Here is a 22,215-nt window from a genome sequence, read left to right as displayed (position 1 = left end):
CATGCTATTTATGTCAATACTGTTTTTTAATTTAAGAGGCGTTCCCGAGGATGAAGCGGAAGACATAAGAGAACTCCTTTCGGTCAACGGCATCGCATTTTACGAAACCTCGGCCGGTATCTGGGGTATTTCGCTACCGGCTATCTGGCTGCAACAACAGGATGACATGCCGGTTGCCCAACAATTGTTCCAGTCCTATCAACGGGAACGAGCCCACCGGCAGCGCGCCTTGTATGAAGAGCGTCAAAAGCAAGGTCGACAACCCGGCTTTTTACGGCACAACCTACAAAACCCGCTTCGATTTATCGCCTTATGTTTGGTCGCGGCCGTGGTTATTTATGCTTCCTGTCATTGGGTATACAAATTAGGGCTGTAAACAGCTCCTTATTTGGCCTTTAAAATGGTCAGCATCCTTTGCGCATGTTCAGCGACTTCAATACCTAAATCGGTGAGATAACCGCCATCTGGCTGATTGGTCAGGCCTTTTTCGTATAATCGTTTAGCGGCTTCGATCAGATGCGCTTCAGCATCACGATGAACTTTCACCCCTTCCTGAACAGATGCCAGATTAAATAATGATAATAAATGAATTTCTGCGACAGTTTCGTCGGTTATGCGCATTGAGCTGCTCCTGATTGATGGTTTATAAATTAGTTGGGGCCTAGGCTTAATGCCAGCCAGCTGTAGATACGTTTAATCAACATAACGGGATCATGCTGATAGGTATGGTTTTCGCCATTGATTCTGATTTGCCTAAAAACCGGATTATCCTTACCCAACATGCGCCGCTGTCGGGCGGTATCAACCACATCCGGCAAGTCGAATTCAGCGTACACATCGAGAAAAGGCAACGCGATATTTTTAATGAATTGGCCAATTTGCGCTTGCGGTAAAGTGCTTTCCGGCAGCGGCAGGCTGATCGCCGCCAGTGCACTCAAACCCTTGGGATCAAGGCTGAGGGCATAAGCGGCCATGGCGGCACCCACACCGTATCCAACCACGGCAATGTTTTTTGCACCCTGGTTGCGCAAATAATCCACGCCAGCCTGAATCCGCCCATGCGCCTCATCGAACAAGCCATAATAATCCTCCTGACTCGCGCCGATTTCCCGCAGCGGCAACTGTATCGACAATGTCGTCCAATTATGCTGGGGCAGCACGGCGCGCAAACCGTGAATGACGGGCCGTTGATCGGGATGCTCGCCCATATCATGCAACACGATCACCGCCTGGCTGTTATCGGTTTTTTCGGCTTCGGTAAATAATGCGAAAAAACGCTGCCCGCCCGAGGTTAACCAAATTCCACGCCCCATGCCTGCGGTTTGCTGCAAATTGCTGGCGTAATCCGATTCGCGTTGCAGGTTGCCGGCTTCAACCGTCCCGCACACAACCGCAAACACCCATAATCCCAGCAGCTGAAACTTCACAAATGGGAACCATTGCTATAGAAGATGCTAAAGGTATAGCGTTCGTGAATATGCCGCAACAGTACCATGATGACCGAAGCCACCGGCAAAGCCAGCAAAACCCCTAAAAACCCGAACAGTTGCCCGCCGGCCAGCACCGCGAAGATAACGGCGACCGGGTGCAAGCCGATTTTATTACCCACCAGCCAGGGTGTGAGCAGCATACTTTCCAAACTGTGGCCGATGGCAAACACGATCAGCACCGGTACCAGATGCATGGCGTCTTGAAATTGCAGTATCGCCGCTACGCACGCCATGCCGATACCTACGATAGCGCCCATATAGGGTATAAAGCTGATCAAACCCGCCATCATGCCTATCGGCAGGGCCAAATCAAGACTAATTAGGCGCAAACCGATGCTGTAAATCAGACCTAATGCCAACATGACATAAAACTGCCCGCGCAAAAACGCGCCGAGTACCGTGTCCGCTTCGGCGGCCAATTTGCCCACTGTATTTGCCATACGCCTGGGGAACAAATTATGTACTTTGATCACCAATCCATCCCAGTCACGCAACAGGTAAAATGTAATGACCGGAATCAACACCGTATTCATCATCCACCCCAATACAATCGCGCTGGAATGCGAGACGGATTTGATTAAATTTTCCGACACTGCGGAACCGTCCTGCCAATAACCGCGCACCAGCTCAATCAATTGTCCGGTTTTTACCGGCCGAATCCCCTTACCAAAATACTTCTGCAAAGTAGGAATAACGGATTTGTTTAACCACTGCAGATATGAAGGCAGCTTATCGATAAATACGCCGATTTGATATTCGATTGTAGGAATGATGACAAGTAAAATGGCGGTCGCGCCGATGATGATGCCAAAAAAGACCAACGTGACCGCCATGGTACGGTTCAAGCGAAATTTTTTATAGCGCCAGGTTTCCAGCCTATCCACCAGAGGGTCCCCCAGGTAAGCCAAAATTGCCGCCACGGCAAACGGCATCAATATGGGGGCCAACAAATACAGCAACCAACCCAATCCGGCCACAACAAACAGCACGAGCCACTTTTGCGAGTCATTCATAGTTAGTTTTGCTCCGGGAAAGGCCGGTACGTCCGCGGAATCATCAAATGACCGCCAGACAGTAAGTTACAAAAAATGCGTTTTCCATGGTTTGTTTAAACGGCTTATTTAACCCAAAATGCGTATGCCGCCGCCAGCGCGGCACTCACCAAACCCAACGCGACGGCAGCTATCCACAACCACTTTTTAGATATATTCGTCGATGCTTCTACTAATTCCACCCCTTCGATACTGGCGTTGACAGCTTTAAACTTTCCGCCGGCATCTTGACTGACTTGATAAAACAGCACATCGCCGCGCACCGGACGGCGCGCCATACCTTTTAAAGCCGAAATATGCACAAAAATATCCTTGTCGCCGTTGTCGGGCTGGATAAATCCGAAACCTCTGTCGTCTTTCCAGGTTTTTAAAATCCCCCTTTCGGTTGTCTCTGCCATTGCCTTCACCTCTGTCTTATTATTTTATTGTTATCATTAAATCGATCCATGTCCGTCTCTTACTCTCCAGCCTCTATCCACTAGAGGCGTTTTATTTCCGGTATTCAGATGCCGCATATTGACGAATCCGGCTTGCGGCATCGCTAGCATAATACCAGACAGAACCGAGCTCCACGCATAACAGGGCCAACACAATTAACCCATTAATCGCGTTTAGCAACGCAGAGTGTCTAATCGGGAGTTTATTCGGCCGGACCAGCGCAAGCCGCAACATTGTTGCCGCGGTCATTTATGGTCAAACACTCACGCGAATTGGTTACGATTAAACAGAGCAAACGTAAGAGTGTGAACTGAAACCGGAATTGTAAAAACGACAGACCCACATACTATCGCCCCCAATGCCGCTGAGCATGACGCCAGAGTCCGGAATATAGACAAACGGAACCGCGCAGGAATGTGCGGCGGATACCATTAAGGAAAAAATGGCGTTCCTAATTAAATTCAGAAACGCCGGAATAATTTAGAATTTTTTATCGATCAAGACTTCGCCATCGATAACGAGCTTCGATATACCGCCTAATTGCTGTTGTAATGTACAGGAAGCGGTTTTGAAGTTGTCGCCTTTTTCGCCAACCCATTCCATAGTGACGTAGGTCTCTTTATCCGTGTCGGTTTTGGATGGAAAATAGACTTGCGAACCGGTTTTATCTTGAATCAATTTAGGACATTTTTGAGTCGCCATTTCCTGCATGGCCACTAAAGTCCGAATTTGAGATGCCGATTCTTTTTGTTCGATGGTTTGATCCTTGCTGGCGCCAACAATAAAAAACCCCGCCACAAAGACCCCCGCCACTGCAATCATCAGTTTCTGTGAATCACCCATACTTACTCTCCTCTCGTTATAGTTATATTCGGCAAGTCCGAATTTGTGCTTAATCGGATTCTAAGCCATGTTGCCAATATCAGCAATTGATGATTCCAACCTAGGCCTGAATCGTCACGAGAAACCGCTGTCTACTTATTGCGGATCTACTTGTGCGATCCAATCGCCCAGATTGTAATAGTTAGTGATGCGTGCAACCTTGCCGTCGCGAATATCAAAAAACGCTCCGGCGGGTAACCGGTATTTTTGACCGTTGGCTTCCGGCAAACCTTCATCGGTATTCAAGTATTCACCCAAAACCACGAATTCCGCCGCTGCGCGCGTACCATCTTCGTTTGCCATAATCACCATATCAACCAACTGTTCACGGTAATGATGATTCATCTTATCCATGAATGCGGCAAAAGCAGCCTTGCCTTGCTCGCGATCACCCTGGTTGATGTCGTGTACCACATCATCGGTCAGCAAACTCAGGAAAGTATCCATATCGTTGTTATTGAAAGCCTGATAGTAATTTTCGATAAGTTGTTTCGCTTGTTGCATGCTTGCGCTCGTTGGATAAGGTTAAAAGGCGGCAATTTTGCCAGAATCGGCGGATTTTTTCAGCTTAAAATTCAACACCCTGCTCGGCTTTGATACCCGTTTCAAAAGCATGCTTGATGCGAGTCATTTCCGTCACGGTATTGGCCGCGGCAATCACTTCAGGCGCGGCATTGCGGCCAGTCAACACCAAGTGCAGCCAAGCCGGCTTATCGTTTTGCATAAAATCGGCAATTTCCTGGCCGCCGATCCAGCCGTAGCCGCAGCAATAATTGATTTCGTCGAGCACCACCAAGTCGAATTCCCCGGACAAAATCTTCTGTTTGCTGAATTCCCAAATTTCGCGACTGGTTTTGATATCCTGTTCCGGATTTTTAGTATCCCAGGTAAAGCCATCGCCCAAGGCATGCCATTCGATATTATCGAACCGCTCGGCGGCTTTCTGTTCGCCGGTTTGCCATTGACCTTTAATGTATTGAATCACGCAGACTCTCATACCCCAGCCGGCGGCGCGAAACACCATACCAAAAGCACTAGACGATTTACCCTTGCCTTCGCCTGTATGTACCAGCACTACGCCGTGTCGTCTATGTTTCGTTTTCATGTTAACCACTCTGTAATCGCCCGCGGGGCACTGGGAAAATACCAGTGATTGTAACAGGCGCGTAAATTTTTAAAGCGTATACCCTGATCGCCGTTACAGGCAAAACCAGGCGCTAAGGCGTGCTTGCTTTCCCTGATTGAATAATGGAATTCATGACCGCGCATACCCGACGCATCCTCGCGATAGCCTAGGGCCGCCAATTTGGTTTGCATTCTGGAATCGAACCGCAACACTTTGGCCATCGGCCATCGATTACCCTGCTGGTCGACCAAAGCGTCCCCCAACAACATACTGCCGCCGCACTCGGCCAACACCGGCCTGCCCGATTCGATAAATGCGTTTATAGACGCTAGGCTGAGCGAGTCCGCCAACTGCCGGGCATGTAATTCCGGGTAACCGCCCGGCAACCACAGCGCATCGGCCGCCGGCACCGGCTCGCCGGCCAAAGGCGAGAACCAAGCCAGCCGCGCCCCCTGCTCCAGCAGCCAATCGACATTGGCGGGATAGATAAAACAACAGACGGCGTCTCTGGCAATAGCAATGGTTTTACCTTGTAAGTAAGCCGTGTCGGTCTTTACCGGATCGCCAGGGGTAAATGGAGAAAATGCCGCCAACAAAGCGGCATGATCGACATGCAGGGCCGGCTCAAAATCGGGTACCCGGGATTTTTCCGGAATTTTCAGTCCCAACTGCCTTTCTGCCAATGTCGGCGCATCGTTAGTCAACCAGGCCAGCAAGGGCGGTAACTGATAATCAGCCAAGGCCTCGGCTAATAACCGAGCATGAAACTCGCTGCCAACCCGGTTAGCGACGATACCGGTGATTTGGACATTACGCTGCTTGGCGAAATCGCAGTAGCCGCTTACCAGCGGCACGATAGAGCCGCTCATGCCTTGCGCATCGACCACTAACATTACCGATACCTCTAACTGGCTGGCCAAATCGACACTGGAACCGGCCGACCCGACGCCGGAGCGGCCGTCGAACATGCCCATCACGCCTTCAATCAAGCCATACTCCGCAGCACCGGCCAGCCGATTCAGCAAGTACCGGGATTCGGTTATGCCGACCATCTGCGTATCCAGATTATAGGATGGTAGGCCGGTAACCGCGGCATGCCAAAGCGGATCAAGAAAATCCGGCCCTACTTTAAATGCCCGTGGCTTGAGCGCTTGTTTTTTCAAATATTGCAGCAAAGCCAGCATTAGCGTGGTTTTGCCGCAGCCGGAGTGCGTGCCCGCCAGCAAAGCGACCTTCATGACTGCCCCTGTTAAGTTTCCGGATGACTTATTTGCGCCGCTGGTTATAAAGTTTAATGCTCAATATCACTGTGGCCAGTAAAAAAGTGACTGCATTTGCGACAATAATGGCGGGATTGGCCAGATAAATTCCGTAGATCAACCACAACAACACACCGCTGGTGAACAGACTGTACATCCCCAGCGACAGGGAATCGGTATCGCGTGTTTTCAGGGTTAATACGGCTTGCGGCAAAAACGATACCGTGGTTAGCGTGGCCGCCAGATATCCGATCAGATCGGGGATGATGTTCATAGAGGGGTTAATGAAGAAAAAAGCGCTGACCAATGTAATACAGCAAGGTAGCCAGTAGCAACTGTAAAAATGTCAGCAGCCAGAAATAGCCGATGAACATCATCACCCGTACCGGCTTTTCAGCTGCCTTTCGCCGGCTCAACCACCCGGCAAGCACGCTTGACACGGCAAGCATGCCAAGCAATACCATTATGGCCGTATCCATAACGGCTTAACGCGGCGGGGGCGCCAGAACCTCGCGCGAACCATTGGTTTCGGCCGGACTGACCACGCCGGCATTTTCCATGTCTTCGATAATACGGGCGGCCCGGTTATAGCCGATTTTAAAGCGGCGTTGCACACTGGAAATCGAAGCCTTTCTGGAATCGGTAACAAAGGCGACCGCGTCGTCATACAAAGCGTCGCTTTCGCTCTCCTCACCCTCCAAACCCGCCACATCGCCGGAATCGCTGCGTTCCTGGGTAATTTCGTCCAGATAATTAGTCGGCCCGGTTTTCTTCAGGAACTCCACTACCCGGTGTACTTCATGGTCATCCACAAACGCGCCGTGGGCTCGTAATGGGATGCTGGTGCCGGACGGCAGGAACAACATATCGCCGTTACCCAACAATGCCTCGGCACCGCCCTGGTCGATAATGGTGCGGGAATCGATACGCGAGGAAACCTGAAAGGAAATCCGGGTCGGCACGTTGGCCTTGATCAGGCCGGTCAACACATCAACCGACGGTCGCTGGGTGGCCAACACCAAATGGATACCGGCCGCCCGGGCCTTTTGCGCCAGACGCGCAATCAACTCTTCGACTTTTTTGCCCACCACCATCATCATGTCGGCCAATTCGTCGATGACGATAACGATGCTGGGCAAGCTCATCAGCGTGGGATAATCTTCCAGCGGCACCGGTGTTTCCGGGCGGAATAAAGGATCTCGAATCGGTTTACCGGCGGCTTCGGCTTCACGTACCGCATGGTTATAACCGGCCAGGTTACGCACCCCGACTTTGGACATCAATTTATAACGGCGCTCCATTTCCGCCACCGCCCAACGCAAAGCATTTTGCGCATCCTTCATATCGGTCACCACCGGCGTCAACAAATGCGGAATACCTTCGTAAACCGACAGCTCCAACATTTTCGGATCGATCATGATCAGCCGCACATCGTCCGGTTTGGATTTGTACAGCAAGCTTAAAATCATGGTGTTGATGGCGACCGACTTCCCGGAACCGGTGGTGCCGGCCACCAGCGCATGCGGCATTTTACCCAGGTCGGCCACCACCGGGGTGCCGGAAATATCCTTACCCATGGCAATACTCAGCTTGGATTTGGAGCGCTCGAATTCGTCCGACACCAACAAGTCACGCAGCGAGACCATTTCCCGCTCCTGGTTGGGTATTTCCAGACCAATAACCGATTTGCCTTCGATCACCTCGACGATACGTACGCTGGTCACCGACAAACCGCGCGCCAAATCCTTGGCCAGGGTACTGATCCGGCTGACTTTCACGCCAGCGGCCAGGCGCAATTCAAAACGGGTAATCACCGGTCCGGGTAACACGGCCTCCACTTCAACTGCAATACCGTAATCCTGCAACACATCTTCCACTTGCCTGGAAATTTCTTCCAGTTCCAGTTTGGAATAGCGTTTGACTTTAATTTCGCGCTTATCCAACAACGACAAGGGCGGCAAGGCATTCAAATAAATATCGGGGCCAAAATCCTCAATCGCTTTAGAGTCTTTTTTACGCTGCGGCTTAGCAATGACCGGACTGTCTATTTTTGCTTCGGGTGCTGATTTTAGAATTTGCAGTTTGGATTTTTTGGGCGCCTCTGCTTCATCGGCACCGTCGGATTTTGATGGACGGATCTTTTTGCTAACCGCGGCCGGCCGTTGCGGCTTATCGGCCCGATAGCGCGCAGGCACGGTAATGGCTTGTCGGCCCACCACGGTGAAAGCCGTCAAGGCGAATTTCCCCACCCAGTTCATGGCGCCCAACCAGGACAAACCGGTCAACAGGGTCACGCCGGTCATAAATACCGCCAGCAACAGCAAGGTCGAACCGGAATTACCCAACAGATGCACCAACACCTCGCCGATCTCCCTGCCTAAAATACCGCCCGGGCTTTCAGGCAAATCCACCTTGGTTCTCAAAAAGTGCAAATGCAAAAAGAAAATCGCCGAACCGGAAATCATCGTAGCGATAAAGCCGCCGCTGCGAGCTAAAAATAGCCAGCGATTCCCCTGAATTCTGTCGGCGACATACAACATGTAACCGTAACTGAACACCATCAATGGAATCAGGTAAGCCATTAATCCGAAGAAGTACAACACAAAATTGGCCAACCACGCACCCAACAACCCGCAGGCATTGTTGAGTTCCTGAAAAGAAGTACTGTGGCTCCAGCCCGGATCGTTGGAATCGAACGTCAATAACGCAATTAAAAGAAACAGTCCGCAGCAGGAAAAACCCAGTAATGCAATTTCTCGAAAACCTTTCGAAGTTCTCTCTTCCACAACAGCTACCATAACTAAATGCTCGCAAAATAAAGCCCAATAAAACATGATTATAGATGATAAAAGCAGATTTCACATTAGCTTAACCGCATCACAGGCCAAACATCGGCAGCTTACGGGTTTTATCGCCCGGCAATTGCCCGTATAATTTTGCCACCTCAACCCGACATCTGGAGACCGCCTCAATGGCTGCCGCAAAACATTGCAAACTGTTAATTTTAGGTTCCGGCCCGGCCGGCTACACTGCTGCCGTTTACGCGGCGCGCGCCAATTTGAATCCGGTGATGATTACCGGTATGCAACAAGGCGGACAATTGACCACCACCACCGATGTGGATAACTGGCCCGGTGACGTTGAAGGCGTGCAAGGCCCCGAATTAATGGACAGAATGTTACGGCATGCGGAACGTTTCAATACCGAGGTTATCTTCGACCATATCCATACCGCCGACCTTTCCAAGCGCCCGTTTACGCTCACCGGCGACAGCGGTGTTTATACCTGTGACGCCTTAATCGTGGCCACCGGTGCTTCGGCCAAATATTTGGGGCTACCGTCCGAAGAAGATTTTAAAGGTCGCGGCGTATCCGCCTGCGCCACCTGCGACGGTTTTTTCTACCGTAACAAACCGGTGGCCGTGATCGGCGGCGGTAACACCGCCGTTGAAGAAGCTTTGTATTTGGCCAACATCGCTTCCGAGGTGGTAGTCGTACATCGCCGCGACAAATTTCGCTCCGAGAAAATCCTGTCCGACAAACTGCTGGAAAAAGCCAAGTCCGGCAATGTCAGCATCGAATGGAACCACCAGCTGGATGAAGTATTGGGCGACGACATGGGCGTTACCGGCATTCGCATCAAAAACAGCCAGGACGGCTCCAGCAAGGATCTTGACGTACACGGGGTATTTATCGCTATCGGCCACACGCCCAACACCGATATTTTCGCCGGTCAACTGGAGATGCAGCACGGCTATATCGTCGTCAACAGCGGCATCCAGGGCAATGCCACCGCCACCAGCGTACCCGGCGTATTTGCCGCTGGCGATGTGATGGATTCGGTTTACAAACAAGCCATCACCTCTGCGGGCGCGGGCTGCATGGCAGCGTTGGATGCGGAAAAATTCCTGGATGAGCTGACAGGTTAAGGTTTGGCGGGAACAGCTTGGCCGCTGTTCCCGCATCATTCACGATGCAACTCACCGTTCTCGACGCACTTAACCCCAACCAAGCTTTTCCGGCACTCGACAAGGCATTGGGCGAACCCAACGGCTTAATTGCCGTGGGCGGCTGTTTGTCGTCGCAACGCATCCTCAATGCCTACCGGCATGGTATTTTCCCCTGGTTCAACCCCGGCGAGCCCATATTGTGGTGGTGTCCCGATCCACGCCTGGTATTGTTTCCGGACAAACTCAAAGTCTCGCGCAGCCTGCAGAAAACCTTGCGCAAACAATTATTCCAGATCCGCTACGATTGCGCCTTCGAACAGGTCATTGCCGCTTGCGCCGCACCTCGCAGCGACCAAGGCGGCACCTGGATTACCGAGGACATGAAACAGGCTTATCTACGCTTGCACCGCCAAGGTATAGCTCACAGCGTCGAAGCGTGGCAAGACCAACAATTGGTAGGCGGTTTGTACGGTATCGGCATCGGCCAGGTATTCTTCGGCGAATCCATGTTCCACCACAAAACCGATGCCTCGAAAGTCGTCTTCGCGCATCTGGTCGGACAGCTGTCGGTTTGGGGCTATCAGCTGATTGATTGCCAAGTCAGCAGCGAGCACCTGTTTAGCCTGGGAGCCGAAGAAATCCCACGCAAAGTATTCGCCGGCCTGCTTAACCGGCTTTGCGAACTGAGACCCGGCGGACACGCTTGGCAAAGATGATATCAGTGCCATTGTGGCTTACCGCAGAACACGATTGCAGCTATCTGGACCATAAATTGTCCCGTTCGGCGGTCGTGCATCCTGATTTTCCACTGGACACCCTGCTCTATGCCCGCTTGATCGAACAAGGTTTCCGCCGCAGCGGTGATCAGGTATATCGACCCCACTGCGAGAATTGCCAAGCCTGCGTGCCCAGCCGGATTTCCGTGGCTGCATTTCAGGCCAACCGCAAACAACGCCGTTGCCTTCGACGCAATCAGCATACCCAGGTTGTCATTAAAACCGCCGAATTCAGTGAACGCCATTTCGATTTATACCGGCGCTACCAAATTGCCCGCCATGAAAAAACCCCGCAAGACCATATTAGCCGCGAGGACTACCTGCATTTTCTGGGTAGTAACTGGTGCAATACCTGGTTTGTGGAATTTCTGATCGAGGGCCGCCTGGCCGCCGTCGCTGTGGTCGATGCGCTGGATCATGCGCTATCGGCGGTGTACACCTTCTTCGACCCTGAGTTCAACGACTACAGCCCCGGCGTGTTTGCGGTTTTGTGGCAAATCGACGAAGCCCGCCGGCGCGACCTCGAATTCGTTTATCTGGGCTTTTGGATAGCAGATTGTCGTAAAATGCGTTACAAAAATCAGTACCAACCACTACAGGGCTTGATAGCCGGCCAGTGGCAAGACATCCACTTTCATCAGACTAACGAGGAATAAGCAGTGCCCAAAGCCAACGAACTCAAGCAGGGAAACGCCATCGAAATCAATGGCGAACCGTATGTGGTAAAAAAAATCGATGTGCGCAATCCGACTTCGCGCGGCGCTACCACGCTATATAAAGTCCGCTTCACACATATGAAAACCCGCCAAAAGCTGGACGAAACCTTCAAAAGCGACGATATGCTGAAAGCCGCCGATTGCTCGCGTTGCAACGTGCAATTTTCTTATCAGGACGGTGATAGCTACCATTTCATGAACAGCGAGACCTACGAACAGTACGCGCTATCCGCGGAAGACCTGGAAGGGCAGACCGAATATTTGTCCGACGGCCTGGAAGGCATCATCATGCTGCTGATGGACGAGGCGCCGTTGGGCATCCAGTTACCGACTACCATCACCCTGCAAATCGTCGAGACTCCGCCGGCGATGAAGGGCTCCAGCGCTACCAAACGCACCAAAACCGCCAAATTGACTACTGGCCTGGAAGTACAAATTCCGGAATACATCGAAACCGGCGAGATGATCAAGATCAACACCGAAACCGGCGAGTTTTCCTCCCGGGCTTGATCGACCGGCTTCACTGGGCGGGCTTAACGGCTCGCCCTCGTAACCGGCGCAACGAACCCGACTCCGCCGCAATCAATCACAATTCACACACATTCGAAATACCCGTACCAGCCGATGACAATAAAATCCGGCGCGAGCGGATTCAAGGCAATCAGCGATTCGTTGCCTTGAGCAGCATGAATATTTTTTCTGATGGCTCAGATAGGTGCCGAACCTGACGATCGAAGCAGACGTAGCGGGTGCCGCAGTGGACATTGCCAAGACCAGCAATGCCACACCTTTACCGACTTAGATTCGATTTATCCCGTTCACGCCGCGACCTTTCTTTTAAATCGGCCCGTCGCGCAAAGCCCAGCCAAACCGCTGGCAAACAACCAAACTGCAGCGGGAACCGGCACTACCGTGGTTTGAAAACTGAAGCTGCCGATGCGAGTGTCGCTCAAACGGGCATCGGTTGCCCCCAAATGATCAAGGCCCCAGCCATACCCTAAATTACCTGTCAAGGTCAGGCTCTGGCCGATCAAATTAGTGGTGACATCGAATAATTCAAAAGCATCGGCATCGAAACCGATGTGGTTGACCAATAACCATCCGGAGCGGCCCGGCGTGGCGGCCTCCAATTCCGGATGATATTCCAGCGTCATGTCACCCATTAAAATGCGGTTATTGGGCCTATCCACATCGACACGGAATCGAATCGCGCCGCCCAAGCCAATACTGCCGGTCGCGGTGCCGAACAAGTCATTTGGATCGAAGTCCAGCGTGGTGGGCTTATTCTGACGACCGGCGGGATTGACGGCAATATTGAACCCATTGACGGCAAATTGAAGGCCGGTGGCGGATATTTCGTTCGCTGCGTAATCGGACCAATCCACCGGGGTATTGTCGTTCAACAGCTGGGTTTGAGTTCTGTCCGCAGCGGCGGCATCAAAAAATTCTTCCACGTAAATGGACGGTGCGGCAGTGTTATCCAGGGTAACGCCGGCCGCCAGGGCGTCACGGTCTATGTTGAGAACAAGCGATCCGCCCGAGATTGTGGCCGCCTGCGCGTTAGTGCAAACCAATGCGCCGGCCAATAAAATGAGGTTAGATATTTTCATGTTTCTTCCGTAAATGCATAGTGAATTTGGCTTAAGTCTTTCGTCCCGCCAAAAGATACAGACAGAGGTCCGTACTACCCGTAACGTTTGAAATCAAACCCTACAGGTAGCGTTGACCAGTGCTTAAGCCGCCAAGGGCATTTTTCGACGAGCCACCCCCAGCAAGCCAAGCAGGGCGCTACCGAACAGCCAGGCCGCAGCGGGGACTGGAACAGCAGCTGGAGTCAGATTAAAAGTACCTAAAACGATAGAGGTATTTGCATTCAACAGCCCGCCATAGCTCAAACCACCAGTCCATAACAGATCTCCGCTCAACAGTAGCTCACCATTACCATTCAGCGCTTCCGATACGTTAGCCAACTTGAACAATCCCACGGTACCGAAGCTGCTGTCGTGCGAATTAATTAACCACTCGCCCGCCGACTTGCGTACGGCAAGATCAAAGGGTGCCAGATACGTCGTCATACTTGGATCTCTCATCCGCAGAGCGCCGCTCAAACCGATCTGCCCCGCCGCCGTATTGCCGGCATCCATGGTGGTCGGCTGGGCAATTCTCCCGGTTCCGGAGGTTGATAACGTTACCGTCGCGGTATTGGTATTTACCGGAAACACCAAGACCTTGGGTCCGCTGGCTGAAGTCAACGCAGTACCGCCGGTTGCGGCGCCATCAATGGGCAGCGCGTTATCGTCGGGCCCCCAATGGGTTTCAAAAAACCATCCGCCCGGATTGGAACTCACAACGGCAGGGTTATCTATCGTAAAGGTGGCATTACCGGTCACTAATGCCGCACTGGCCGTGCTAGGCGCTATTAATCCAGTCAATACGCTAAATGCGAAAACGCCTGCGCTGGCTAATTTCAAATGTCTCATTTTTCTTTCCTTAACTAATTTCGGTTACAGTTATTCTCCAACGCCAGACCGCGGGTATCGCCCAACAGGCGAAACGATATGAACAGATGGCAATCGAAGGTAACCCGGCTGTCTTACTTCCCAAGACCCGTGGCTTTCCGGCTCCGTCTCACGGCGGATGTGGCGGGGTTGCAATCCTTACAACGTCGCTCTGCTCCTTGAGCGTATCGTCCTGGGCATTTTTGAAGAACCCAACGCCGCTCACCGCCAAGCGAGCACTGGATACTGCATAAATACCGTCCCTTTATGATCAAAACGTTTGAGTTAAAGAAATGACTACAAAAAAATGAAAAATTTTTTGGCCGCTGGTTGTACGGGTATGAACCGGGCCGGAACAGCTCGCCGGAAACGCGGTGTTTTTAAGGTTATGGAGCCGGCCAAAGCATAGCGGCGTAGCTTAAAACGTCACCGAGGCGGAGAGAAATAGCATGCGGCCGGCCGCGGGAGCCACTCGCCCGCCGCCGGCATAACCGCCGCCGAAATATTGATAAGGTTGGTAATACGCCTGGTCAGTTAGATTCTTGACACTGGCGGCCAGCTTGAAGGCGCCGGTTTCATAACTGATCGCCGCATCGAAATTATAATAGCCGGGGGTTTTGTACTGATTTTGCTTGGCTAAGTAAGCTCCGGAGCTCAGATAAACACCGACACCGATACCTAATCCCCGCAGCGTTTCATCGTTAAACCGGTAGTGCGCCCAGACTCGTCCGGAGTCCTCGGGAACCCAGGGCAAGCGGCTGCCGGCGTCTTCATCGGCGAAACGGGCATCGGTGTGGGCATAATTAGCCAAAACGTTGACTTGCTCCAGCGGCCGCCAGACTAAATCCACCTCAATGCCCCGCGCCCGCTGCCGCCCGCTTGCGGTATACAGCGCCGCGTTTGCAGGCGTCGCCACCGCAACCTGGTTTCGGTCGATTTGGTAAACGGCGAATTGTCCGCTCAACCGACCGGAAAAATCCCATTTCAGTCCCGCCTCCATTTGCCGGGAGAGCTCGGGTATCGGCGCGCTGGCAAAATTGAAGAACGGCTGTCCGCGCATGCCTTCGCTATATGCCGCAAAGACTGAAATATCCCCGGTCACATCATAACTGGCGCCTATCTTCGGCAATAACTTCAACCGTGCTGTTTTACTGGAAAGATGGCTTAGCGAATTATCAAATCCAATCTCTACCCCTCCCAGCCGCAGGCTGAGTAAGGTGTGCAGACGTTGCCGAATATGACTCTGTAATTGCCAATATCCGCCGTAAGTCGTGTTGACTGTAAACTGGTTATTCCGAGCGGGTCCGGGTATTTGATAGGCGCTTGCAAAGTTCGGGCTAGCCAGATCGACCAGACCGGAAATTCGGCTGGCAACATCGATATACCCCTGGTCCCGCAGTTCACCGAGATCGCCGCCGACTAAAAACACATGTTCGATGCCGACGAAATTAAACTGGGCTTGCGCGAACCCCTGAAAACTGATTTCTTGCTGTCGTTGAGATAACTCGCCATTCACAACAGCCCAGGTAGAGGGCGCCAGCAGCGGTGTATCGGCGATAAACGATGCACCGTTAAATAAGGTCTGGATTTTTTCGGTAAACTCGGACACCCCATAACGAGCCCGCACATCCACGGCCCAGACTTGGTCTATGCGCTGCTTCAAGTTTAACCACACGGCGTCGTTGTCGGAGCGGCTGTCGGGCATGTCGGTAGGGCCGATAAAGGTTAGCGGCTCGACGCTAAAACTGCCCGCCAACGTCCCGCTAGCGGGCAGCCCCTGGTATTCCGGTTGTTGCCAGTGCGATAGCTTGCCGTGCAGCGTAAGCTTGGTATCGGCGTTGTCGGTTAAAACCAGCGTTGGATTGACATTAAACCGCTCGGTATGGATGACATCAACCCAGCTATCCGAGTTTGTATACTCGGCGGTGATACGAAACAACACATTTTCATTAAGCGGTTGATTAATATCGATATAAGGTTGGTAGAACGCATGACTGCCGGCTTTAAAACCCATTTCCCGAAAGGCATGAAATTTGGGCTGCTTGGAAACCACGTTGATGACACCACCGACCGGCGAGCCCGAACCGCCACTATAAAAAATCGCATTGGCGCCTTTAAGCACTTCAACTCTGTCCACATTGACAAGGCTCTCTCTGTCGCCCGTATTGTAATACTGGGTAAAACCGTCTATCAGTTGTTCCGCCCGGAAGCCGCGCAGCAAGGTACCTTCGATAACCGGGGTAAACAAGGAATTTCTCGGCACGACTCCGCTGACGTTATACAAGGATTCACTAAGAGTGATGTTTTGCTGATCATCGATTAACGAGTGCTTGACTGTCTGTATCGATTGCGGAATTTGTTTGATGGGGGTATCGGTTCGGGTGGCCGTGGTGGCACTGACCGCTTGGTAATCGAGCGGATCATCGAAGCGGGTTTCCGCCAATTCATCCGGCCAGATGCCCTCCGCTCGATCTATCACTATCGTGGTATCCAGGATTACCGAGGCAGGCTGTTTGATTTCAATTGCCTGTGTTGAGATTGGTGTCAAGGTTACCGTTGTCGCGTCGATGAAACGGTAGGTGTAGCCGCTATCGTTTAACAAGCGGCTCAACCCCTGTTCCACAGTCATTTTCCCTTGCAATTCCTCGGCAGTCATCCCACGTACCGCATCGGCGGAGAAAATCACGGCAAGGTTAGTGTCCGCGGCGAATTTTACCAAGGCATTGTTTAATGATTGGGCGGGAATATTGAAATAATGCCAGACTTCCGCCGCAACAATACGACTGCTAAACAGCATAAGGCCGATAAGCATCAGAAACGGCTTTAAAAATGGCGAGGCGGCAAAAGGGTGACCACCCTTGCTTGACTGCGGCTGCTTATGCGTCGGCGTAAACTCCGGGCAAGCTATCCTACTGCGTAACGGCAATTTCAAACTACTCCCTGTCAAATGGCCCGATGGTTTGCTGTCCTAACAGTCTTTAGCAAACGAAAACGGCTTGGGATATACTCCCCGCCCCTCTATCGCGGCGCGCGAGTCTATTGAAAAACGCAGCTCACCGATGTAATAAAACCCACAACGGACCCAGTTGGGTTGCTTGCAAGCCCAATACGTCCGCCACCGCGCGCAATATATCGTCCGGCCTGTCGAGTGGAAACACGCCGGTTACCCGAAGTTCGCTCAATTGCGCATCGCTTAAGAATATCCGCCCAACGCGGTAGCGGTTGAGTTCCGCAATCAATTCCCCCAAAGGTCGATCGCTGATAAATAATTTCTGCTGCTGCCATGCGGTAGCTTGCTCCAATTCGACTTCGCGCACCGTGGGCGGCTTGCCGTCGTAACCATAGCGCAAATTTTGGCCAACCCGCAACGTAAAGGTATTGACTGGCGCGCTTCCCGTCGAACTACCATCGGCGTCGCGACCGATATCGACTTTAACGGCATGTTGTTGCACCGTCACACTGACATTGTCGCCATCCGGACGGTAAACTTCAAACACGGTGCCTAATGCACGTGCTTGTAGATCATCCATCCTGACGTCGAATGGCCGCCGCTCATCTTTGGCCACTGTAAAGCGGACTTGACCATGGTGCAGGGTAATTTTCCGCTTCGACTCATCGTAAGCCACTGAAACCGCACTGTTGGTGTTGAGCAGCATATGGCTGCCGTCCGTTAATTCGATATCGCGCAATTCACCGGTTTCAGTGTGATAGTCGCTTAACAGACGAGCCAGGGGATGGGTATTTTCCGGCATCACTAAAACCACGGCAAACAACCAAACCGCCGCGATTGCCAATGCGCCCACTCCCCAACGAGAATGGCGGGGCGGCAGTTGGCGGGATGGGCCCTGCCCGGGCGCTAAGGATACATGTTGCAAAGGCGTTACGGACAGTGCGGTTTGATGATTCTCTAAGCAATCAACCGCCGACGTCGCCGCCGAACCGGCTGCATTCACCATCTCATCGAACAAGTCTTCCGCGAAGGCAAATGCTTCGGAATGCCGATAATCCTCCGCCAACCAGGCGGCGAACGAACTCATTTCCGCATCGGTCAAATCGTCGGCCCGCAAGCGAACCAGCCATTCAATGGCCAGCTGTTTACGCGCATCGTCTAAATTTGGGGCCATATCAGCATTCCAAGCATAAGCGGTAACTTATCGAAACAGCGGACGACTTGCACCGATAAGAAGGGATCAATCCAAAATCAACAAAACCGAAATTCATTCGCCTACCCGGCTGGCGCAATGAAGCATGGCTTGCGCCAAGTGCCTGCCGACCATGGATACTGATATACCCATGCGCACGGCAATTTCCGCATACTTCAAGCCTTCGACGCCATGTAGTAAAAACACGGTACGGCAAACCGGCGATAATTCATCCAGAGCAGTTTGCAGGATCGCCAAACGCTGTTGGGCGATCAAAATGCGTTCAGGCTGTGTCTGGCTGCCGGAAGGCGTTTCAGCGATGGCATCGATGCTCTCGGCAACCAGATATCGATTTCTAACCGATGCTTTACGTTGATAGTCAACCGCCAGATTCATGGCTATATGAAAAGCCAGAGCACGCGCGTTATCGTGCTGAGTATCCGCAGCACTATTTTGCTGATGCAGGCGCAAGTAGGTTTCCTGCGTTAAATCGGCGGCGGCTTCCGCGCATTTCAAGCGCTTGGTTAAGAAACGCCGCAAGTCATCCGCTAGCGAATCGTTCCAGATTAAATCGTAATTGAGTGCTTGGATACTATCCGACATGAGTCGCGGGTGAGATTTGATTCGCCGGAATCGCAAATGTGTTTAATGGCTTTAGCGGGTCCATGCTATTGGCTGGTAGAGATGAAAATATAAATGATCCTTGAATTCCGACCGCGTGCCCCGATCGAACCCGCGCGGCGTTGAACGCATGTTTTGAAGTTACAAACCGTACCGGCTTTCAACCCGTGCAGAGTATTCCGCCAGTCTGAAAATGTCAAAATTCCATACAACTTAAGTCATAATAAAACAGATTCGTGCTAAGATACCGGTTTTTTATCCGACAGGTGTATTTATGGCAAAAGAAGATCAAATTGAAATGGATGGTAAGGTTATCGACACCCTGCCTAATACCATGTTTCGTGTCGAACTGGAAAACGGGCATATTGTGACCGCTCACATTTCCGGCAAAATGCGTAAACACTATATTCGTATTCTGACCGGTGACAAAGTCCGAGTAGAAATGACTCCCTACGACCTGACCAAAGGCCGCATCACATTCCGCAATCGCTAATCCCGTTTTCCACGGGATTGCGATTGCTCTACCCGTTTAAACCATCTGATTCAATTCCGAAACCACGAGTTGCTTGCCTTCGATGCCAAAAGCCAGCTGATCGTTTTCGACAAAAATCCGTACATGCCCTCCGTTTATCAAACGGCCGAACAACAGATCCTCGGATAGTGGTTTTTTGACTTTTTCCTGAATCAGGCGCGCCATAGGTCTTGCACCCATTTTTTCGTCATAACCGCGTTCCGCCAGCCAAATCCGAGCATCCGTCTCCAGCGTCAAAGTGACGTTTTTATCCGCCAAAACCGACTCAAGTTCGAAAATAAACTTATCGACCACACTGCCAACCACGCTGATATCCAAAGGCTTGAACTGCACAATGGCGTCCAACCGGTTTCTAAATTCCGGCGAAAAACCGCGCTCGATCACTTTCATGCTATCGGTGGCATGATTTTGCTCGGTAAAACCTATCGAAGCCCGACTGCCTTCCTCGGCCCCGGCGTTGGTGGTCATAATCAAGATAACGTTGCGAAAATCGGCTTTACGACCATTATTGTCGGTCAAGGTGCCATGATCCATGACTTGTAACAGCAGATTGAACACATCGGGATGGGCTTTCTCCAACTCGTCAAGCAACAATACCGAATGCGGGTGTTTGGTTACCGCTTCGGTCAACAATCCGCCCTGATCAAAACCGACATAACCCGGAGGCGCGCCAATCAGGCGTGATACCGTATGCCTCTCCATATATTCGGACATATCGAAGCGAATCAGTTCTATGCCTAATACCTTCGCCAACTGCCGGGTCACTTCGGTTTTCCCCACCCCGGTAGGTCCAGCAAACAGAAATGATCCTATGGTTTTAGTGATATCGCGCAAGCCGGCACGCGACAGCTTGATAGCGGAAGTCAGCTCCGAAATCGCTTCGTCCTGTCCAAACACCAGCATTTTCAGATTTTTTTCCAGACTGGCCAATTTGTCCTTATCGCTGGAAGACACCGATTGGGCCGGCACCCGGGCTATCTTAGCGATGATTTCTTCAATGTCCGGCGCATCAATAGTGGCCTTACGCTCGCTTTCCACGAATAAGCGCTGCCTCGCGCCCGCTTCATCGATAACGTCAATGGCTTTATCCGGCAAATGCCTATCGGTGATATACCTCACCGACAATTCCACCGCTGCCCGTAAAGCCTCTTGAGTATATTTAAGACCGTGATGCTCTTCAAAGCGGGTTTTAAGACCTTTTAAAATCTGTACTGCATCTTCAACACTAGGCTCGACGACATCGATTTTCTGGAAGCGTCTGGCCAAGGCATGGTCTTTCTCAAAAATACCGCGATATTCCTGATAGGTAGTAGAGCCGATGCAACGCAGTTGTCCCGAAGCCAACACCGGCTTGATCAGGTTGGATGCATCCATCACCCCGCCGGAAGCGGAACCGGCCCCTATAATGGTATGTATTTCGTCAATGAATAAAATTGAATTGGGTTCTTTTTTAAGCTGCGCAACCAATGACTTCAGGCGTTTTTCAAAATCGCCCCGATATTTGGTACCCGCAACCAACGCCCCCATATCCAGCGAATAGATGACATTATTCAACAAAATTTCCGGGACTTGTTCTTCCACTATGCGTTTAGCCAAGCCCTCGGCAATGGCGGTTTTGCCGACTCCGGCTTCGCCTACCAATAACGGATTGTTTTTACGCCGGCGGCATAAAACCTGTATGGTCCTTTCCACTTCCAAATCGCGCCCGATTAGCGGATCGATATTGCCCTTGATCGCTTCTTCATTCAGATTGGTCGCATATTTTTCCAGCGGGCTGGCAGTGGCATCGCTGATACCCCGCTCGGTCTCGGTCTCTTCGCTAGGGCCTTGTTTTTGCTGCTGCTCGATTTTCGAGACGCCGTGCGCCAGATAATTAACCACATCCAAGCGGGTAATATCCTGTCTATTCAACAAATAAACGGCATGCGAATCCTGTTCACTGAATAAGGCGACGAACAGATTAGCGCCGGTAACCTCTTTTTTGTCGGAAGCCTGCACATGAAACACCGCGCGCTGCAAAACCCTTTGAAATCCTAACGTGGGTTGGGTTTCCCGCTGTATACCCTCCGGAATCAAGGAAATGGTTTCATCAATGAAACGAGTTAGCTCGGCGCGTAACGCATTTACATTGCAACCACAGGCAATCAATATTGGAATGGTGGTGACGTTATCCAGTAACGACAATAACAAATGCTCGACAGTTATAAATTCGTGCCGTTTGGCATGAGCATTTGTAAACGCGGCATTCAATGTCACTTCAAGTTCTTTGCTTAGCATGGCTACCTCTCACGCTTCTTCCATCGTGCACATCAAAGGATGATGATGCTCCCTGGAATAATCATTAACAATATGTACCTTGGTTTCGGCCACGTCTTTGGTGTAGGTGCCACACACCCCCACGCCTTGCGTATGCACCTGCAGCATCACTTGGGTGGCTCTTTCCTGACTCATATTAAAAAAACAGGTGAGAATTTCGACCACAAAATCCATGGGCGTAAAGTCATCATTTAACAACAATACCTTAAATAATGGCGGCCTTTTCAGTTGCGGTTTTGCCTGCTGAACTACAATATCGCCTTCATTATCTCTCATTGGATCGAAATCAGTCATTTTCCTGGTGTGCCTGTTTGTATCAGGGTTTTAACATAGCGCCTAAACAGGCAAATTTCAATCTTTACCCATATAAAAAACATTTCGCGTAAAATGCGCCTCCTTTAAGACATTACCGACACTC

At 51.5% G+C, this 22,215-nt stretch carries 24 protein-coding genes and 1 riboswitch; of the genes, 6 read left to right on the top strand and 18 right to left on the bottom strand.

Features of this window, described 5'->3' with window-relative positions:
* Nucleotides 1-10: 10 nt before the first annotated feature.
* Nucleotides 11-376 (top strand): DUF6164 family protein, encoded by a 366-nt coding sequence (locus tag M0R33_RS19525; protein WP_292573364.1) that lies wholly within the window; start codon nucleotides 11-13, stop codon nucleotides 374-376.
* Between the two features lie 8 nt (nucleotides 377-384).
* Here M0R33_RS19525 and M0R33_RS19520 read toward each other — a convergent pair whose 3' ends face one another.
* The 11 genes from M0R33_RS19520 to M0R33_RS19470 form a co-directional block, all read right to left on the bottom strand.
* Nucleotides 385-621 carry a TIGR02647 family protein gene (locus M0R33_RS19520; RefSeq protein WP_292573362.1) on the bottom strand — a complete coding sequence of 79 codons (237 nt, stop codon included), beginning with the start codon at nucleotides 619-621 and terminating at the stop codon, nucleotides 385-387.
* 29 nt (nucleotides 622-650) lie between these two features.
* A complete protein-coding gene (locus M0R33_RS19515; protein WP_292573358.1) occupies nucleotides 651-1,427 on the bottom strand; it encodes a DUF3530 family protein in 777 nt (258 codons plus the stop codon).
* The gene (locus tag M0R33_RS19510; protein WP_292573355.1) at nucleotides 1,424-2,503 is read right to left on the bottom strand and encodes an AI-2E family transporter; all 1,080 of its coding nucleotides are present in this window, start codon (nucleotides 2,501-2,503) and stop codon (nucleotides 1,424-1,426) included. The genes M0R33_RS19515 and M0R33_RS19510 overlap by 4 nt, the downstream gene beginning before the upstream one ends.
* A 104-nt stretch (nucleotides 2,504-2,607) precedes the next feature.
* Entirely contained in the window at nucleotides 2,608-2,940 is a 333-nt protein-coding gene (locus M0R33_RS19505) for a cold shock domain-containing protein (RefSeq protein ID WP_292573353.1), read from the bottom strand.
* 520 nt (nucleotides 2,941-3,460) lie between these two features.
* A complete protein-coding gene (locus M0R33_RS19500; protein ID WP_292573350.1) occupies nucleotides 3,461-3,823 on the bottom strand; it encodes a hypothetical protein in 363 nt (120 codons plus the stop codon).
* Between the two features lie 135 nt (nucleotides 3,824-3,958).
* Nucleotides 3,959-4,366: a ketosteroid isomerase-related protein gene (locus M0R33_RS19495; RefSeq protein ID WP_292573347.1), complete on the bottom strand. Its 408-nt coding sequence runs from the start codon at nucleotides 4,364-4,366 to the stop codon at nucleotides 3,959-3,961.
* 64 nt (nucleotides 4,367-4,430) lie between these two features.
* Nucleotides 4,431-4,967, bottom strand: a complete 537-nt coding sequence (gene cobO, locus M0R33_RS19490) for a cob(I)yrinic acid a,c-diamide adenosyltransferase (RefSeq protein WP_292573345.1) — start codon at nucleotides 4,965-4,967, stop codon at nucleotides 4,431-4,433.
* Nucleotides 4,964-6,226, bottom strand: a complete 1,263-nt coding sequence (locus M0R33_RS19485; protein ID WP_292573342.1) for a cobyrinate a,c-diamide synthase — start codon at nucleotides 6,224-6,226, stop codon at nucleotides 4,964-4,966. The genes cobO and M0R33_RS19485 overlap by 4 nt, the downstream gene beginning before the upstream one ends.
* Before the next feature lie 28 nt (nucleotides 6,227-6,254).
* Nucleotides 6,255-6,521, bottom strand: coding sequence for a SemiSWEET transporter (locus M0R33_RS19480; RefSeq protein ID WP_292573340.1), 267 nt, complete (start codon nucleotides 6,519-6,521; stop codon nucleotides 6,255-6,257).
* Nucleotides 6,522-6,528: 7 nt separating this feature from the next.
* Entirely contained in the window at nucleotides 6,529-6,726 is a 198-nt protein-coding gene (locus M0R33_RS19475; protein WP_292573338.1) for a hypothetical protein, read from the bottom strand.
* Between the two features lie 6 nt (nucleotides 6,727-6,732).
* Nucleotides 6,733-9,045, bottom strand: a complete 2,313-nt coding sequence (locus M0R33_RS19470; protein ID WP_292573335.1) for a DNA translocase FtsK — start codon at nucleotides 9,043-9,045, stop codon at nucleotides 6,733-6,735.
* A 173-nt stretch (nucleotides 9,046-9,218) separates the two neighbouring features.
* Between M0R33_RS19470 and trxB the strand changes: the two genes are divergently transcribed.
* From trxB to yeiP, 4 genes are read left to right on the top strand one after another with little or no spacing between them, the layout of a single operon-like run.
* The gene (trxB, locus tag M0R33_RS19465) at nucleotides 9,219-10,175 is read left to right on the top strand and encodes a thioredoxin-disulfide reductase (RefSeq protein ID WP_292573332.1); all 957 of its coding nucleotides are present in this window, start codon (nucleotides 9,219-9,221) and stop codon (nucleotides 10,173-10,175) included.
* Between the two features lie 44 nt (nucleotides 10,176-10,219).
* The gene (aat, locus tag M0R33_RS19460; protein WP_292573330.1) at nucleotides 10,220-10,912 is read left to right on the top strand and encodes a leucyl/phenylalanyl-tRNA--protein transferase; all 693 of its coding nucleotides are present in this window, start codon (nucleotides 10,220-10,222) and stop codon (nucleotides 10,910-10,912) included.
* The gene (locus M0R33_RS19455) at nucleotides 10,909-11,628 is read left to right on the top strand and encodes an arginyltransferase (RefSeq protein WP_292573396.1); all 720 of its coding nucleotides are present in this window, start codon (nucleotides 10,909-10,911) and stop codon (nucleotides 11,626-11,628) included. Before aat ends, M0R33_RS19455 begins: the two co-directional genes overlap by 4 nt.
* Nucleotides 11,629-11,631: 3 nt before the next feature.
* The gene (gene yeiP, locus M0R33_RS19450) at nucleotides 11,632-12,198 is read left to right on the top strand and encodes an elongation factor P-like protein YeiP (RefSeq protein ID WP_292573327.1); all 567 of its coding nucleotides are present in this window, start codon (nucleotides 11,632-11,634) and stop codon (nucleotides 12,196-12,198) included.
* A gap of 308 nt (nucleotides 12,199-12,506) precedes the next feature.
* On the opposite strand, the gene M0R33_RS19445 is transcribed toward yeiP, so the two are convergent.
* From M0R33_RS19445 to M0R33_RS19425, 5 genes are all read right to left on the bottom strand, one after another.
* On the bottom strand, nucleotides 12,507-13,298 hold the full coding sequence (locus M0R33_RS19445; RefSeq protein ID WP_292573324.1) for a VPLPA-CTERM sorting domain-containing protein: 792 nt from the start codon (nucleotides 13,296-13,298) through the stop codon (nucleotides 12,507-12,509).
* Nucleotides 13,299-13,421: 123 nt separating this feature from the next.
* Entirely contained in the window at nucleotides 13,422-14,168 is a 747-nt protein-coding gene (locus M0R33_RS19440; protein ID WP_292573321.1) for a hypothetical protein, read from the bottom strand.
* Between the two features lie 95 nt (nucleotides 14,169-14,263).
* Nucleotides 14,264-14,342: riboswitch (cyclic di-GMP riboswitch) on the bottom strand.
* Nucleotides 14,343-14,604: 262 nt separating this feature from the next.
* Complete coding sequence (locus M0R33_RS19435; RefSeq protein WP_292573318.1) at nucleotides 14,605-16,998, bottom strand: TonB-dependent receptor; 2,394 nt, start codon at nucleotides 16,996-16,998, stop codon at nucleotides 14,605-14,607.
* Nucleotides 16,999-17,239: 241 nt separating this feature from the next.
* Nucleotides 17,240-18,310: a FecR domain-containing protein gene (locus tag M0R33_RS19430; RefSeq protein ID WP_292573316.1), complete on the bottom strand. Its 1,071-nt coding sequence runs from the start codon at nucleotides 18,308-18,310 to the stop codon at nucleotides 17,240-17,242.
* 93 nt (nucleotides 18,311-18,403) lie between these two features.
* Entirely contained in the window at nucleotides 18,404-18,931 is a 528-nt protein-coding gene (locus M0R33_RS19425; protein WP_292573313.1) for a sigma-70 family RNA polymerase sigma factor, read from the bottom strand.
* Nucleotides 18,932-19,223: 292 nt separating this feature from the next.
* Here M0R33_RS19425 and infA point away from each other — a divergent pair, with 292 nt between their 5' ends.
* Entirely contained in the window at nucleotides 19,224-19,442 is a 219-nt protein-coding gene (gene infA / locus M0R33_RS19420; protein ID WP_013819653.1) for a translation initiation factor IF-1, read from the top strand.
* Nucleotides 19,443-19,478: 36 nt separating this feature from the next.
* Here infA and clpA read toward each other — a convergent pair whose 3' ends face one another.
* Together clpA and clpS are read right to left on the bottom strand one after the other, a co-directional pair.
* Nucleotides 19,479-21,758, bottom strand: coding sequence for an ATP-dependent Clp protease ATP-binding subunit ClpA (gene clpA, locus M0R33_RS19415; RefSeq protein WP_292573293.1), 2,280 nt, complete (start codon nucleotides 21,756-21,758; stop codon nucleotides 19,479-19,481).
* Nucleotides 21,759-21,767: 9 nt separating this feature from the next.
* The gene (gene clpS / locus M0R33_RS19410) at nucleotides 21,768-22,091 is read right to left on the bottom strand and encodes an ATP-dependent Clp protease adapter ClpS (RefSeq protein ID WP_292573290.1); all 324 of its coding nucleotides are present in this window, start codon (nucleotides 22,089-22,091) and stop codon (nucleotides 21,768-21,770) included.
* Nucleotides 22,092-22,215: the final 124 nt, after the last annotated feature.

Origin of the sequence: Methylomonas sp. (assembly GCF_023228165.1) — a bacterium.
In the GTDB taxonomy this organism is placed as follows: domain Bacteria; phylum Pseudomonadota; class Gammaproteobacteria; order Methylococcales; family Methylomonadaceae; genus Methylomonas.
This window is presented reverse-complemented; position numbering and strand designations above follow the sequence as displayed.

Bases quoted from the DNA above. Each gene is read 5' to 3' on its own strand.
- M0R33_RS19425 (WP_292573313.1), bottom strand. From the start codon at position 18,931: ATGTCGGATAGTATCCAAGCACTCAATTACGATTTAATCTGGAACGAT.
- aat (WP_292573330.1), top strand. From the start codon at position 10,220: ATGCAACTCACCGTTCTCGACGCACTTAACCCCAACCAAGCTTTTCCG.
- M0R33_RS19525 (WP_292573364.1), top strand. From the start codon at position 11: ATGTCAATACTGTTTTTTAATTTAAGAGGCGTTCCCGAGGATGAAGCG.
- M0R33_RS19470 (WP_292573335.1), bottom strand. From the start codon at position 9,045: ATGGTAGCTGTTGTGGAAGAGAGAACTTCGAAAGGTTTTCGAGAAATT.
- M0R33_RS19510 (WP_292573355.1), bottom strand. From the start codon at position 2,503: ATGAATGACTCGCAAAAGTGGCTCGTGCTGTTTGTTGTGGCCGGATTG.
- M0R33_RS19445 (WP_292573324.1), bottom strand. From the start codon at position 13,298: ATGAAAATATCTAACCTCATTTTATTGGCCGGCGCATTGGTTTGCACT.
- M0R33_RS19485 (WP_292573342.1), bottom strand. From the start codon at position 6,226: ATGAAGGTCGCTTTGCTGGCGGGCACGCACTCCGGCTGCGGCAAAACC.
- trxB (WP_292573332.1), top strand. From the start codon at position 9,219: ATGGCTGCCGCAAAACATTGCAAACTGTTAATTTTAGGTTCCGGCCCG.
- M0R33_RS19505 (WP_292573353.1), bottom strand. From the start codon at position 2,940: ATGGCAGAGACAACCGAAAGGGGGATTTTAAAAACCTGGAAAGACGAC.
- M0R33_RS19430 (WP_292573316.1), bottom strand. From the start codon at position 18,310: ATGGCCCCAAATTTAGACGATGCGCGTAAACAGCTGGCCATTGAATGG.
- clpS (WP_292573290.1), bottom strand. From the start codon at position 22,091: ATGACTGATTTCGATCCAATGAGAGATAATGAAGGCGATATTGTAGTT.
- infA (WP_013819653.1), top strand. From the start codon at position 19,224: ATGGCAAAAGAAGATCAAATTGAAATGGATGGTAAGGTTATCGACACC.
- M0R33_RS19435 (WP_292573318.1), bottom strand. From the start codon at position 16,998: ATGCTTATCGGCCTTATGCTGTTTAGCAGTCGTATTGTTGCGGCGGAA.
- M0R33_RS19455 (WP_292573396.1), top strand. From the start codon at position 10,909: ATGATATCAGTGCCATTGTGGCTTACCGCAGAACACGATTGCAGCTAT.
- M0R33_RS19440 (WP_292573321.1), bottom strand. From the start codon at position 14,168: ATGAGACATTTGAAATTAGCCAGCGCAGGCGTTTTCGCATTTAGCGTA.
- M0R33_RS19495 (WP_292573347.1), bottom strand. From the start codon at position 4,366: ATGCAACAAGCGAAACAACTTATCGAAAATTACTATCAGGCTTTCAAT.
- cobO (WP_292573345.1), bottom strand. From the start codon at position 4,967: ATGAAAACGAAACATAGACGACACGGCGTAGTGCTGGTACATACAGGC.
- M0R33_RS19520 (WP_292573362.1), bottom strand. From the start codon at position 621: ATGCGCATAACCGACGAAACTGTCGCAGAAATTCATTTATTATCATTA.
- M0R33_RS19475 (WP_292573338.1), bottom strand. From the start codon at position 6,726: ATGGATACGGCCATAATGGTATTGCTTGGCATGCTTGCCGTGTCAAGC.
- clpA (WP_292573293.1), bottom strand. From the start codon at position 21,758: ATGCTAAGCAAAGAACTTGAAGTGACATTGAATGCCGCGTTTACAAAT.
- M0R33_RS19500 (WP_292573350.1), bottom strand. From the start codon at position 3,823: ATGGGTGATTCACAGAAACTGATGATTGCAGTGGCGGGGGTCTTTGTG.
- M0R33_RS19480 (WP_292573340.1), bottom strand. From the start codon at position 6,521: ATGAACATCATCCCCGATCTGATCGGATATCTGGCGGCCACGCTAACC.